Here is a 14,799-nt window from a genome sequence, read left to right on the forward strand (position 1 = left end):
ACTGTTTCGTCCTTTGATGCAGAAAAGGACCAGACATGCTCTACGCCATCCTGTGCTATGCCTCTGAAGACGTCGTCAGTTCCTGGAGCAAGGCGCAGGACGACGAAGTCATGGCCAATCTCCTCAACGTCCAGGACAAATATGCCAAGGCCGGCCGGCTCGGCCCGGTCGCGCGGCTTCTGCCGACGACGGCGGCGACGACGCTGCGCAAGGTCAAGGGCGAATCGGTCGTCATCGACGGCCCGTTCGCCGAGACCAAGGAGCAGTTCCTCGGCTTCTACACGCTGGAATGCGCTGACCTCGACGAGGCCGTCGAATTCGCCCGCGAGCTCTCCGAGGTCAATCCGAGCGGCGGCTCCTATGAGATCCGGCCGGTTTCGGTGTTCAATCCCACCGGGGTTGCCGTATGACCGAACTTGCCTGGATAAGCTCCGCCATCAGCGCCGCCCGCCCGCAGGCGATGGGCGCGCTGCTGCGCTATTTCCGCGATCTCGATACGGCGGAGGAAGCTTTCCAGGATGCGTGCCTCAGGGCGCTGAAGAACTGGCCGCAGAACGGGCCGCCGCGCGATCCGGCGGCCTGGCTGATCTTTGTCGGCCGCAACAGCGGCATCGATGCTGTGCGCAAGCGCGCCAAACAGGCGCCGATGCCGGAAGAGGACCAGATATCCGACCTGGAAGATGCCGAAAGCGATATCGCCGAACGGCTTGATGGAGCGCACTACCGCGACGACATATTGCGGTTGCTGTTCATCTGTTGCCATCCCGATCTGCCGGCGACGCAGCAGATCGCGGTCGCGCTGCGCATCGTCTCCGGCCTGACCGTCAAGCAGATTGCGCGCGCCTTCCTGGTCGGCGAGAGCGCCATGGAGCAGCGCATCACCCGCGCCAAGGCGCGCATTGCCGAGGCCGGCGTGCCGTTCGAGACGCCGGGCGCGGTCGAGCGCTCCGAACGGCTCGCGGCGGTGGCGGCGATGGTTTATCTCGTCTTCAACGAAGGCTATTCGACCAACAGCGGCGAGGCGCCGGCCCGTGCTCCGCTGTGCGAGGAGGCGATCCGGCTGGCCCGGCTGCTGCTGCGCCTGTTCCAGACCGAGCCCGAGATCATGGGGCTGACGGCGCTGCTTCTGCTGCAGCATGCGCGCGCGCCGGCCCGGTTCGACGCGGACGGCGAAATCGTGCTGCTCGAGGATCAGGATCGCAGCCTGTGGAGCCGCAAGATGATCGACGAGGGGCTGGCGCTGGTCGACAAGGCGTTGCGTCACCGCAAGCCCGGCCCCTACCAGGTGCAGGCGGCGATCGCGGCCCTGCATGCAAGGGCAGCGAAGGCCGAGGACACCGACTGGGTGGAGATCGACCTGCTCTACGGGCTGCTGGAGCAGATGCAGCCGTCGCCTGTCATCACGCTCAACCGTGCGGTCGCGGTCGCTAAGGTGCGCGGGCCGGAAGCGGCTCTGGCCATGATCGAGCCTCTGGAACAGCGGCTTTCCGGCTATTTCCACTTCTTCGGCCTTAAGGGCGGCCTGTTGATGCAGCTCGACCGGGGCGAGGAGGCGCGTGTCGCCTTCGATCGCGCCATCGCGCTTGCCAATACGGCGGCGGAGGCGGCCCATATCCGCATGCATATCGATCGCCTGATAAAGGACGGCGCCGTGCGTGCGCCGGCGAAAAAGGCGAACTGAACGCCATCTGGCTCAATCGTGCGGTTTGAGCTTGGACCATGCCGGGGTGGCGATTTTCCCCTGAAACGAGTAATGCCACGCCATGACTGTGCCCGCGGTGCCTTCCGGCATGCGGGCGGCGTGGCCGGGCTGGACCCGAAGCCACATCAAGGCGACGGGATCCGAAAGGGACAAAAATGACGATAGCGAAGGAAACGGCCGAGCTTCTGGCCAAACTGGGCGTGGCCAAGGACGCGCTTTCCGGCGGCGACCTGATCGTGCGCAGCCCGGTGACGGGCGAGCAGATCGCGGCGCTGAAGACGATTTCGCCCGCCGAGGCGGCAAAGACAATCGACAACGCCCACAAGGCGTTCCAGTCCTGGCGGCTGGTGCCGGGCCCCAAGCGCGGCGAACTGGTGCGGCTGCTGGGCGAGGAACTGCGCGCGCACAAGGCCGAGCTCGGCCGCCTGGTGTCGATCGAGGTCGGCAAGATCCCGTCCGAAGGGCTGGGCGAAGTGCAGGAAATGATCGACATCTGCGATTTCGCCGTGGGTCTGTCGCGGCAGCTGTACGGCCTGACCATCGCCACCGAGCGTCCCGGCCACCGCATGATGGAAACCTGGCATCCGCTGGGCGTCGTCGGTGTCATCTCGGCTTTCAACTTCCCGGTCGCCGTGTGGTCTTGGAATGCGGCACTCGCGCTGGTCTGCGGCGATGCCGTGGTGTGGAAGCCCTCGGAAAAGACGCCGCTCACGGCGCTCGCCTGCGAGGCGATCTTCAAGCGCGCGGTCAAGCGTTTCGGCGCCGATGCCCCCGACGGCCTGGCGCCGGTGCTGATCGGCGACCGTGCCGTCGGCGAGATCCTTGTCGATCATCCCAAGGTGCCGCTGGTTTCGGCCACCGGTTCGACGCGCATGGGCCGGGATGTCGGGCCGCGGCTCGCCAAGCGTTTTGCGCGCGCGGTGCTGGAACTGGGCGGCAACAATGCCGGCATCGTATGCCCTACGGCCGATCTCGACATGGCGCTGCGCGCCATCGCCTTCGGCGCCATGGGCACGGCCGGCCAGCGCTGCACCACGCTGCGGCGCCTGTTCGTGCATGAGAGCGTCTACGATGCCCTGGTGCCGCGCCTGAAGAAGGCCTACCAGAGCGTTTCCGTCGGCAATCCGCTGGAGACGTCGTCGCTCGTCGGGCCACTGATCGACAAGGCGGCCTTCGATGCCATGCAGAAGGCCTTGCAGGAAGCGAGTGCGCATGGCGGCAAGGTGACCGGGGGTACGCGGGTCGAGAATGGCCACCCGGATGCCTATTACGTGCATCCGGCGCTCGTCGAAATGCCGAAGCAGGTTTCGCCGGTGACGGAAGAAACCTTTGCGCCAATCCTCTATGTGATGAAATACTCCGATTTCGACGCCGTGCTCGACGAGCACAATGCCGTTGGCGCCGGACTCTCCTCGTCGATCTTCACCCGCGACCTGCAGGAATCCGAGCGCTTCCTCGGCGTCGACGGATCGGACTGCGGCATCGCCAATGTCAATATCGGCACGTCCGGAGCCGAGATCGGCGGCGCCTTCGGAGGCGAAAAGGAAACCGGCGGCGGGCGCGAAAGCGGCTCCGATGCCTGGAAGGCCTATATGCGGCGCGCCACCAACACGGTGAACTATTCGAAGGCGCTGCCGCTTGCCCAGGGCGTCTCGTTCGACATCGATTGATATCTGCCAACCTTGGCCAGCGCCGATTGGTCCTGCGGGGTCAATCGACGCAGGTCGAGGGTGTGCATGCCGCCGTGACGCTGGACAGTTTCTGACGCCTGTCCAGCGTCGGCTTTTCGTAACGTTTCCTCATACGGGTTCCTTCTACGCAATTCCGGACCGAAAGCCGCTACAGACTTTTCCTGGAATTGCTCTGTCTTCGCCGGAGGGGCGCGTTTGCTCCCGTCAGCTACAGGTCGATGGCGTGCAGGCTGCCGTAACGTTCGACAGTCTTTGATGCTTGTTCAGGATGGGTTTCTCGTAGCGTCTTTTCATGCCGATCCTCTCTGGATGTCCTGTCATGCTCGCGCCTCTTGTTCGAGGCGCGGCACTGTCGCTTCAACGATCAAAGCTCGCAGGTTGACGGCGTGCAGGCTGCGGTAATGCTGGACAGTCTTTGACGCTTGTCCAGGGTCGGCTTTTCGTAACGCTTTTTCATGCCGGCTTCTCTCCGTAATAGCGCCGCGAAGATAGCGGCTGCCGGAGTGCTACCGGGCATGGCGGTTTCATGCATCGCCCGCGCGGGGGATGCCGCGCCGTTCAGTTGGGTGCCGTCGAGCCGAAAGCCTCGCTGAAGGCGGCATCCATTATGGCCAGCTTCACCACCTGGGCGGAGATGTACTCCTGATAGAAATCGGGCGATACCCACATCACCGAATTGCCGCGCTGGCCGAGCCAGCCGACACTGCCAAGCTCCTCGGCGGCGCGCAGCTTGCGCGCCAGGTGGGTTCGCGACAGCTTCAGCCATGTGGCGAAGTCGCCGATCGAGACGATATCAGTCGGAATCCGGTTAAGATTGGCATGGTCGGGATCGACGCCCGATATCAGCCAGTCCATGACGACGCCGCCATTGTTGAGCCAGGTGAACAGCGAGAAGGTCTTTTTGGGCTCGCGCACCGGATTGGACGAGAGCAGGCCATCGGCGATCAGTGGCTGCACCATGGCGAGCGCGTCGGGCCGGGACAGGAACATGGCCAACCGGCTCGCTCCGTCGAGACTGTCCAGCGTGTGCAGATGCGCCATCAGCCAGAGAGTAACCGGCTCCAGCGCGAAGACTGCAGGCTGCATGGGGCGTATGCGGGCGTCCTGTGTCGCGGGCAGATATTCGATGAAACCGTAGTGCAGCATTTCCTTGATGAAGGCGTCCGCGGTGTTGCGGCTGGCCACGTCATGCTGGCGGATCACGTCGAGGAAACGCGCCGCCGTCAGTTGCTTGCGGTAGTCGTCGGGCTCGCGCCGGAAATGCAAGGCCAAGCCGATATGGGCCATCAACCAGCGTTGCTGGGTGGCGAACACCGAAGCGAGCCGCGGGTTGATCTCGTACGTCCGGTTCATAGCCTGTGCCTGGACGCGAATAGAGCGGTGCAGCGCCGGATGACCGGCAATTTCCTCCAACGTCAGCGCCATTCTCCCCCGCTGCGGTTAAGCCCTCCTGCCATGCAGACGCGGCGGACACATTTTCAGCCTTCTTTGTCTGTGTCCAGTCATCGGCCGCTAATTGTGGATGAATGCGCGAAGCATTTGTCGCCGGCCGGGGAATGGCTGGGGCGCTTCGGCGTTCGGCGAGCGTGCGGCCACCATCGCCCTGTTCTGCGACAGGGAAGACTGTTGCGGAACGCGCTATGCGCCTTGCGATGTCTCGAAGCAGGCCGCGAAGGCGTTGTCGACGACCGCCAGCTTGGCGGCCTGGACGGTCATGTATTCCTGGTGGAACGACTTCGACACCCACATCACCGAATGGCCGCGCGGCCCTAGCCACCCAATGCTGCCAAGCACCTCGGCCTCGCGCAGTTTGCGACCAAGATGGGTTCGCGAGAGCTTTAGCCATCTGGCGAAGTCGCCGATCGAGACGACACTGGTCGGGATGCGCTCCAGGCCGGCATGTTCGGGGTCGATACCCGACATCAGCCAGTCCATGACGATGCCGCCATTGTTGAGCCAGATGAACAGGGAAAAGGTCTGCTTGGGCTCGCGCACCGGTTTCGATGCAAGCAAGCCATCGGCCACCAGCGGCTGAAGCGTGCCAAGCATCTCGGGCCGTTCCAGGAATCTGGCCAGCCGGTCGCCGCCGTCGATATGATCGAGCGTCCGCAGGTGGGCAAGAACCCAGCCGGTGAATGTCCGCACCGTCGCCGCCGTCGGCTGCATGGGATGCGTGCGACCATCGCCCCCCGCGACATACTCGGCAATGTTGTAGTGCAGCATCTCCTTGATGAAGGCGTCGGCAGTGTTGCGGCTGGCCACTCCGTTGCGATGCACGACCTCGATGAAGCGCGATACAGTCAGTTCCTTGCGGCTGTCGTTCGGGTCGCGCCTGAAATGCATGGCAAGCCCGACATGGCCCATCAGCCAGCGCTGCTGCGTGGCAAAGATGGACGCCAGCCGTGGGCTCTCTTCATAGATACGAATCAGCGCCTGCGACTGTTCCTGAACGTAGCGATGCAACGCCGGATGGCCGGCAATTTCTTCCAAAGTCAGCGCCAGTCTCCTGATGGTCCGAGTCAACTCCAACAGCGCGGTCCCGTTCCTCATTTTTCAACCTTCAACACTGGTGTCCAGTGGTACCAAATGCCGAGAAGGAGAGCCGTCCTACAGCGACCTGTTGGTGACGCAGTTTGCTAACTGCTTGCTATGACTTGGAAAACCCCTCCCAATAATAGTCAAGCCGGAATCCCCGCGTTCAATTGACCTACCTGAGAGCCGAGCATAGTTTTCGCGCCATCCGAAGGGCGGGGACAAGCCTTTCCGGAAATGAATTTTGACAAAACCCGGAAGAACGAGCGGCCTCAGGCCGCCCGGCGGCGAAGCTTTGCCCGCATTCCGCACCGCAATACGAGTGATTGAGTGAAGTATAGAAGCAAGATCGCGACAGGCAAGAAAACCGACGTCCCGCCTGCTTTCGGCGGGCCCGGCGCGCGTGGCGGATGGCACGGCGCGGCCGCTGTTTCGATATGGTTGTCGCTTCCAGTCGCCGCCTTCGCCCAGACTGCCAGCCAGATTACGCCGCCAAGCTTCAGGCCGCCGACGCAGGCCGATACGGCGGGCGTTTCCATCCCCGAAGGGACGGGTCTCCAGGCGCCGCCAGGCGCCGAGAAGCTCAAGGTCAAGCTCAGGGATGTCAGCGTCGAAGGCGGCTTGCCGGACATGGCCGAGGCGACGCGCAAGATCACGGCGGGCCTCGCCCATCGCACGGTGACGGCGGCGGACATCTTCGCCGCAGCGCGGGCGCTGGAGACCGAATATGGCCGTGCCGGCTACGCTCTGGTCCGGGTCGTGCTGCCGGCGCAGAAGCTCAACGACGGCGCAAGACTGAGGCTCGTCGTCATCGACGGCTATCTGGAGCGGATCGACACCAGCAATCTGCCCGAGCGTATACGCGGGCGGGTCGAGGCAACGCTTGCGCCGCTCGTCGGACAAAGAGGCATCAGGCTGTCGGCGATCGAGCGCAAGCTGTTGCTGGCTGGCGATACGCCCGGCGCGCGGCTGCGCTCGACCCTGCAGGCCGGCACGGCGAAGGGCGCCAGCGTGCTGGTTATCGACGGCAAGTACCGTCCGCTTGGCGGTCAGGTCACGGTGGATAATTCGCTTTCGCCGTCGCTGCAGCGCTGGTCGACAGGCGTCGGCGTCGACTTCAACTCGCTGCTCGGTCTTGGCGACCTCGTCTATGTGCGCATCGGCGGTTATCCCAATGGCGGCGAGAGCGGGCTGTTCACCGACGGTCCGCGCAACCGCAACTATGCCGCCGGCATCGTCGTGCCGATCGGTTATGACGGTCTGACGCTCAATCTGGAAGCCACCCGCACGCGCGCCAACCCGACCGCCGAGCCGGGCACGCTCGGCTTCGGCAGCGAATTCGAGCGTTATTCGGCGCGGCTTCGCTATCCCTGGATCCGCAGCCGCGCGCTGACGGTCAACAGCGAATTGTCCTTCGACGCGCAGAACGATTTTCTTAACGCGGTGACGCCGATTTCGCTGCCGATCGCCGAGGACCGGCTGCGCATCATCCGGTTCGGCACCGACGCCACCTGGTTCACGCCGCTCGGCGGTGTCCTCATCGGCAATGTGGTGGCCTCGTTCGGCATTGACGGGCTCGGCGCGCGCTCGGCCGCGGACGCAACGCCGCTCTTGCCGTTGTCGCGGCAGGGCGCCGATGCGGCATTCCAGAAGCTCGAGGTCTCGGCCAGTTACAGTCAGCCGCTGGCCACCCATCTCGGCCTCGATCTCTATGCCCGTGCGCAGACTTCCTTCGGCAAGCCGCTGCTGCAGTCGGAGCAGATCGGGCTGGTCGGGCCCAACGGCCTGTCGAGTTTTGACGCCGGCGCCTTGCAGGGCGATTCCGGCTATGTGCTGCGCGGCGAGGTTTCGTCGCCCTGGTACGTGCCTTTCACCGGCGGTGTGGTTCAGCTTTCGCCCTATCTTTTCGGCGCTGTCGGCGAGGTCCATCTCGAAATGCCGACCGCGCTGGAGTCAGCCGGCATTGTCGGGGCTTCCTACGGGCTGGGCCTGAAGGTCGGCGCTATGCTTGCCAGCGATCCGACCAACACCAGCCTGACCCTGGAATGGGGTCGCCAACACCGCAACGACCATTTGCCGACCAGCGATCGTTTTTCGCTCGCCGGCGCCATTCAGTTTTAAGACGTGACCATGCAGTGCCAAACCTTCTCGCCTAAGCTTCTCAACCGCACCAGCGCACCGCTGACGGCATTGCTGCTGGCCTCGACGGCGCTTGTCGGCTTCACCTCGGCGCGGGCGCAGGAACTGCCGACCGGCGGTAGCGTGGCTTCCGGCGGCGTCACCATCTCCAATCTGTCGGCCTCGCAGCTCAACATCAAGCAGTCGACCAACTCGGCCATCGTCAACTGGCAGAGCTTCTCGATCGGCTCGGGCGCGACCGTCAACATCGATCAGCCGACCTCGACCTCGACGATGCTCAACCGCGTCACCGGCGGCACGAAGTCGACCATTGCGGGCCAGCTCAACGCCAATGGCCAGGTCTTCCTCGTCAATCCCAATGGCATTGCCATTTCCAAGACCGGCAAGGTCAGCGCCGCCGGCTTCGTCGGTTCCTCGCTCGACATCAGCGACGACGACTTCAAGGCCGGCAAGCTGAAATTCCAGGGCAAGGGCGCTTCGGCGGCCGTTTCCAATGAAGGCGCGATCAGCATCGGGCGTGGCGGCTATGCCGCGCTGATCGGCGGCAGCGTCGACAATGCGGGCACGATCAGCGTGCCGCTGGGCAAGGTCGGACTGGGTTCGGGCGAGAAGGCGACGCTCGACCTGTCCGGCGACGGCTTTCTCCAAGTGTCGGTGCCGACCCAGGCTGGCGGCAGCAATGCGCTGGTTTCCAACTCCGGCACGATCAGCGCCGACGGTGGAACGGTCGAGCTCAAGGCGGCGGCGGTGCGCGATGCCGCGCGCCAGGCGGTCAACATGTCGGGCGTCATCGAGGCGCGCACGGTGTCGGGACAGTCGGGCGCGATCGTGCTCGGCGGCGACCAGGGCGACGTCGAGATCTCCGGCAAGCTCGACACTTCGGCTGCGAGCAGCGGCAAGGGCGGCAAGATCACGGTGACCGGCCGCAAGCTGAAGCTCAAGGGCGCAACCGTCGACGCCTCGGGCAAGAGTGGCGGCGGCACCATCAAGATCGGCGGCGACAAACAGGGTTCCGGCACCTTGCAGCGGGCGGCGACCACCGAGGTGGACGCGGCCACGACGATCAATGCCAGCGCTACCGGCAATGGCAATGGCGGCACGGTCATCGTCTGGTCCGACGAAGTGACCGGCTTCCAGGGCACGATCCTGGCGCGCGGCGGCGATAGCGGCGGCGACGGCGGCTTCAGCGAGGTTTCGAGCCACGATGTTCTCGATTTCGACGGCAATGTCGACCTGAGCGCCCGCTTCGGCGACACGGGTTACCTGCTGCTCGACCCCTACAATCTGACGATATCGACGACCGGTTCGCCGACCGTTCCCGGTTCGGGGCCGAATTTCTCGCCTACTCAAACCTCGACCCTACGTGTCTCGACACTGGTGAATGCACTCAACAGCGCCAATGTCGTGGTCTCGACGGGCACCAGCGGCAGCCAGGCCGGCGACATCACCGTCGCCAGCGCCGTTCAATGGTCGAGCGGCAACTCGCTGACGCTCAGCGCCTATCGCAACATCGCCGTCAATGCCGGCCTGACTTCAACCGGCGGCGGCGCGATCAACCTGCGCGCCGACTCCTCCGGCACCGGAACGGGCACGGTCAGCTTCGCCAGCAGCGCGATCAAGGCGAGCACCTCGGGCGTCGTGTCGATTTATTACAATCCGGCGAGCAATCCGGCGGGCAGCGGGATCAATACGACCAGCTACACCAGCTCAAGCGACTATTCCGGCAACATCGCCGGCGGCGCCACGCTGAATGCCGCCATGCTGGTCAACACGCTGAACGACCTGCGCAACATCAACAACAATCAGGATGGCAATTACGCCCTCGGTCGCTCCATCGACGCCAGCGGCACCACCTTCACCTCGGCCCCGGTCGGGACGCTGAGCGGTTCTTTCGATGGCCTCGGCAACACGATCTCGAACCTGACGATCACATCCGGGGACAACGCCATAGGCCTGTTCGGAACGATCGCCGGCGGCGCCACGGTGCGCAACCTCAACCTCGCCAATGTCGCCGTCACGGGAACGGGCAACGCCAATTTCGCCGGTGGACTTGCCGGTTCGAACCAGGGGAGCGTGAGCGGGGCAACCGTCTCAGGAACGGTCAAGATCACAGGGGACTCCTATCGATATGCCGGCGGTCTGGTCGGCTATAACGACGGTGCGATCAGCGGCGCGATCTCTACGGCTTCCGTTTCGGCGGGATATTACAGCCACGCCGGCGGCCTCGCCGGCGGCCTCACCGGCAGCATCACCGGTTCTTCGGCAAGCGGCACGGTGACCGTCGGGGCGCAAGGCAGTGGCGGCGGCCTCGTCGGCGAAGCCAATCAGGGGTCTTCGATCATGAGTTCCTTTGCGACGGGAACTGTAACCGGCGGCTCTCCATCCCAGGTGGGCGGGCTTGCCGGCCTCCTCAACGGCGGTTCGATCACGGCATCCTACTCGTCTAGCGTCGTGAATGCCGGGAACGGCTCCTCAGCCGGCGGCCTTGTCGGCGCGACCAGGAATGGCGCCAGCATCAACATGTCCTATGCAACCGGCGCGGTGACCGTGGGCAATGGCTATCTTGGTGGCCTTGTCGGCGCCACGCTGAGTGCAGGGGACACGATCACCAATTCCTACGCCACGGGCAAGCTCACCGGCCTCTATCTCGGTGGGCTGGTCGGCTCGAACTATGGCAGCATATCGTCTTCCTATTTCGACATCGATACGACCGGCGCCAGTGCCGGCGTCGGCTATTCGCAAACCACCACCGGCGGAACCGGCCTCCACACCAGCGACTTCATGACGGCGTCCAACTTCACCGGCTGGACGTTCGGCACGACGGCAGGCGGCCCGGGCTGGGTGATCGTCGACGTCGACAGTTCGCTCAACAATGCCGGAGGTGCCGCCGGCGGCACGCGGCCGATGCTGCTGTCGGAATATTCGACCACCATCACCAACGCGCACCAGTTGCAGCTGATGGCGCTGAACCTCAATGGCAAGTACACGTTGGGCAACAACATCGATGCCAGCACGACGGCTGGCGGCCAGGGCGTGTGGGGGGCCGGCGGCTTCGTGCCGATCGGCAGCGCGATCGCCACCAGCAGCGCTATCCCGACCAATGCGAACCTGCCGATGGGCACGTCCAACGAGCGCGCCTTCACCGGCACGTTCGACGGCAAGGGTTTTTCCGTCTCCAATCTCTATATCAACAGGCCGACGACCGACTTCGTCGGCTTGATCGGTTTCGCCACCGCCGCCACGATCCAGAACGTCACGCTGAACGGCGGGTCGGTCACCGGGCGCGACCATGTCGGCGCGCTGCTCGGCGGCGATCGTGGCTTCGACAGCAATTACAACTTTATCGCGACCTACCTCACCAATCTCTCCGCCTCGACGGCGGTAAGTGGGCGTGACTTCGTCGGCGGTCTTGCCGGTTCGATCGAGGCTGGCTGGGTCACGACGGTTTCGGCCAGCGGCACGGTCAGCGGCCGCGACTATGTCGGCGGCCTTGGCGGGTACATTTCCTCCAACAGCGGGTTTGTGCAGAACGACTCTTCGGTCAGCGCCATCGCCGCTTCGGCGACGGGCGCGGTCAGCGGCCGCAACAATGTCGGCGGCCTGTTCGGCTATTTCTATTCGGGTTTCTACGGCACTTCCTTCGCGACAGGCAACGTCACCGCCACGGGCGACAATGTCGGCGGTCTGATCGGGCAGGGCATGGGAGGGGTGAGCAGCAATTCGACCGACAACCTCTATGCCACCGGCTCCGTCACCGGAAACAACTATGTCGGCGGCCTGATTGGCTTCGCCACCTCCTTCACGCTGACCAGGAGCTACGCGACCGGCGCCGTGACCGGCAACACGGCCGTCGGCGGCCTCGTCGGCAGCAATGACAGCGGCAGCCTGATCGACCTGTCGTTCGCCACCGGCGTGGTGCGCGGCGTCGACCAGGTCGGCGGCCTGGCGGGGCGCAACCTCAGCGTCATCGGTGTGGCCAGCACCACAGGCACCTATGCGACCGGCGCCGTCTATGGCACCAGCAATGTCGGTGGCCTCGTCGGCTACAACGGCTTTGTGAACATGGGCAGCTACAGCCTCAACGGCCGTATCCAGAGCTCCTATTCGATCGGCGCGGTCAACGGCACGACCAATGTCGGCGGGCTGGTCGGCTACAACGGCACCGACCCGTCAGGTAACTACGCCCCCACCATCAAGAATTCCTATTGGGATACGGAAACGGCGGGCGCCAGCCTTGCCGGCGTCGGCGGCGGGGTCACCACGGGCGCCAATGCCGGAGCAACCGGCAAGACCACGGCGCAGCTGATGGCGGCGCTGCAGACCCCCTTCTCGTCAACAACCTGGGGGATCGTCGCCAACACCAGCCTGCCTTACTTCAAGTGGCTCTATGCCTCGACACCGCAAGTCGTCACAGGCACGGCCTACAGCGATCGCGGCACGACGCCGCTTGCCGGGGTCGCGACCAATATCCTGGTCAACGGCACGATCACGCCGGCCTCGGCTGTCGGCTCGACCGGCGCCAACGGCTATTACTATTTCCTGCTGCCGAACGGCACGATCGCCTCGGGCGGCAGCCAGGTTCTGGTGACCTCGAGCGGACCTTCGGCGGGCGCCACCTTCCAGCAGAACGCCACCGGTTCCCTCAATGGCCTGTCGATCTATGGCGGCTATCTCAAGCAGCAGGGCGCGGCCTCCACATTGTCGGCGCTGAGCGCGGCGCGCGCCACGGCGATCGGCGCCAATGCCGCCGCATCGAGCCTGATCGGCGGCCTTGCCAATATGGAGATCGATCCGTCGGGCTCGACCTTCTCGATCGATCAGGCGATCAGCGTGCCCGGTACGCTCGTCTTTTCCTCAACCGGAACGGTGAACCAGACCGCCAGCATCAGCGCCAACGGCCTGCTTCTGCTCGGCAGCGGCGGCAACTACGCGCTCAACAATGCCGGCAATTCGATCGGTACGGTGGCCGCGTCGACCGGCACCGTCAGTGTCGCCGACAGCAGCGACCTGACGATCGGAACCGTGGCCGGCACCAGCGGCGTGACGGCGACCGGCGCGGTCACGTTGCAGACAGCGGGCAAGCTGACCATTGCAGCGGCGGCCAAGGTCACCGCAGGCGCCAACAGCAATGCGGTGCTCGCGGCCGGCGGCGCCTTCGTCAACAATCGCGGCAGCGACGCGGTCTCGGTCTCCGGAACGGGCCGCTGGCTGGTCTATGCCTCCGGTCCGACCGGCAATACATTCGGCAATCTCGACAGTGGCAACACGGCGATCTGGAACACGGCTGCCGGCGGCGCGGTAAGTGCGACGGGCAATCGCTATGTCTTCGCCTACCAGCCGACGCTGACCTTCGCCTCCAACAATACGTCGATGGTGTATGGCGACGCCATGCCGACGCTGACCTATTCGGTATCGGGCTATCAGGCCGGGGTGGCCAACGCCTATCTCGGCGACAACGCCACCACCGCCTTCACAGGCGCGCCGGCGCTCTATACCCCCTCTACGCTTGCCCTCCAGCCACTCGGGGCGGGGACCTACACGATCACCATCGATGCCGCCAACGTTGCCGCGCGGAACGGCTACGCCCTTGCCTTCAACAGCACGGGCCTGATTTCCGTTGCCAAGCGCATGGTCACCGTCACGGCCAATTCCGGTCAGGGCAAGACTTATGGCGATGCCGATCCATCGTCCCTGGGCTACGGCTACACCAGCCTGGGCAATGGCGTTGCCCTTGTCGGGGCCCTCGACCGTGCCTCGGGCGAAGACGTTGGCGGCTACGCCATCGGACAGGGAACGCTGACCAACGGCAACAATTCGAACTACGACATCACATTCGTAGGCGGCACCAGCTTCAATATCGGCAAGCGCGCCGTGACAGTCACGGCCACATCAGGCCAGGGTAAGACCTATGGCGATGCCGATCCGTCATCCCTCGGCTACAGCTACACCAGCCTGGGCAGCGGTGTTGCCCTTGTCGGTGCCCTCGACCGGGCAGGCGGGGAAGACGTTGGCGGCTACGCCATTGGACAGGGAACGCTGACCAACGGCAACAATTCGAACTACGACATCACCTTCGACAGCTCGACCTTCAGCATCGGCAAGCGAGCCGTCACGGTCACGGCGACGGCTGGCCAAGGCAAGACTTATGGCAACGCCGATCCGTCCTCCTATGGCTACAGCTACACCAGCCTGGGTAGCGGCGTGGCGCTGGTCGGTGTGCTCGACCGCGCATCGGGAGAGGACGTTGGCAGCTACGCCATCGGCCAGGGCACGCTGACCAACGCCAGCAATTCGAACTACGACATCACCTTCGACAGCTCGACATTCGCGATCGGCAAGCGCGCCGTGACGGTCACAGCGACCGCTGGCCAAGGCAAGACCTACGGCGATGCCGATCCGACGTCCTATGGCTATAGCTATACGAGCCTCGGCTCCGGCACGGCTCTGGTGGGCGTGCTCGACCGCGCTGCCGGCGAGAATGTCGGGGGATATGCGATTGGGCGCGGCACGCTGACCGATGCCGCCAACGCGAACTACGACATCACCTTCGACAGCTCGACATTCAGCATCGGCAAGCGGGCCGTGACGGTCACGGCGACGGCTGGCCAGGGCAAGACCTATGGCGATGCCGATCCGTCGTCCTATGGCTACACCACGTCGGGTCTCGGCAATGGTGTAGCCCTTGTCGGCGCTCTCGATCGTGCGTCGGGTGAAGACGTTGGCGGCTACGCCATC

7 protein-coding genes are annotated in these 14,799 nt (G+C 64.6%); 5 read left to right on the forward strand and 2 right to left on the reverse strand.

Features of this window, described 5'->3' with window-relative positions; translation table 11 throughout:
* Positions 1 to 35 precede the first annotated feature (35 nt).
* From J0I79_RS21190 to J0I79_RS21200, 3 genes are all read left to right on the forward strand, one after another.
* Complete coding sequence (locus J0I79_RS21190; protein ID WP_127275602.1) at positions 36 to 410, forward strand: YciI family protein; 375 nt, start codon at positions 36 to 38, stop codon at positions 408 to 410.
* A complete protein-coding gene (locus J0I79_RS21195) occupies positions 407 to 1,681 on the forward strand; it encodes an RNA polymerase sigma factor (protein ID WP_292863426.1) in 1,275 nt (424 codons plus the stop codon). The genes J0I79_RS21190 and J0I79_RS21195 overlap by 4 nt, the downstream gene beginning before the upstream one ends.
* A gap of 176 nt (positions 1,682 to 1,857) precedes the next feature.
* Positions 1,858 to 3,372 carry an aldehyde dehydrogenase family protein gene (locus J0I79_RS21200; RefSeq protein ID WP_292863429.1) on the forward strand — a complete coding sequence of 505 codons (1,515 nt, stop codon included), beginning with the start codon at positions 1,858 to 1,860 and terminating at the stop codon, positions 3,370 to 3,372.
* Between the two features lie 579 nt (positions 3,373 to 3,951).
* On the opposite strand, the gene J0I79_RS21205 is transcribed toward J0I79_RS21200, so the two are convergent.
* Both J0I79_RS21205 and J0I79_RS21210 read right to left on the reverse strand, forming a co-directional pair.
* Positions 3,952 to 4,818 (reverse strand): hypothetical protein, encoded by an 867-nt coding sequence (locus J0I79_RS21205; protein ID WP_292863432.1) that lies wholly within the window; start codon positions 4,816 to 4,818, stop codon positions 3,952 to 3,954.
* A 213-nt stretch (positions 4,819 to 5,031) separates the two neighbouring features.
* A complete protein-coding gene (locus J0I79_RS21210) occupies positions 5,032 to 5,943 on the reverse strand; it encodes a hypothetical protein (RefSeq protein WP_292863435.1) in 912 nt (303 codons plus the stop codon).
* A gap of 312 nt (positions 5,944 to 6,255) precedes the next feature.
* On the opposite strand from J0I79_RS21210, the gene J0I79_RS21215 reads away from it, so the two are divergent.
* Both J0I79_RS21215 and J0I79_RS21220 read left to right on the forward strand, forming a co-directional pair.
* Entirely contained in the window at positions 6,256 to 8,046 is a 1,791-nt protein-coding gene (locus tag J0I79_RS21215; RefSeq protein WP_292863438.1) for a ShlB/FhaC/HecB family hemolysin secretion/activation protein, read from the forward strand.
* Positions 8,047 to 8,055: 9 nt separating this feature from the next.
* The coding region (locus tag J0I79_RS21220) for an MBG domain-containing protein (protein WP_292863441.1) at positions 8,056 to 14,799 on the forward strand (6,744 nt) is incomplete at its 3' end.

Source organism: Mesorhizobium sp. (genome assembly GCF_017306585.1).
GTDB lineage: Bacteria > Pseudomonadota > Alphaproteobacteria > Rhizobiales > Rhizobiaceae > Mesorhizobium.

What these genes read in the sequence shown, in the direction of transcription:
- J0I79_RS21210 (WP_292863435.1), bottom strand. Translation starts at nt 5,943, where the DNA reads ATGAGGAACGGGACCGCGCTGTTGGAGTTGACTCGGACCATCAGGAGA.
- J0I79_RS21190 (WP_127275602.1), top strand. Translation starts at nt 36, where the DNA reads ATGCTCTACGCCATCCTGTGCTATGCCTCTGAAGACGTCGTCAGTTCC.
- J0I79_RS21200 (WP_292863429.1), top strand. Translation starts at nt 1,858, where the DNA reads ATGACGATAGCGAAGGAAACGGCCGAGCTTCTGGCCAAACTGGGCGTG.
- J0I79_RS21205 (WP_292863432.1), bottom strand. Translation starts at nt 4,818, where the DNA reads ATGGCGCTGACGTTGGAGGAAATTGCCGGTCATCCGGCGCTGCACCGC.
- J0I79_RS21195 (WP_292863426.1), top strand. Translation starts at nt 407, where the DNA reads ATGACCGAACTTGCCTGGATAAGCTCCGCCATCAGCGCCGCCCGCCCG.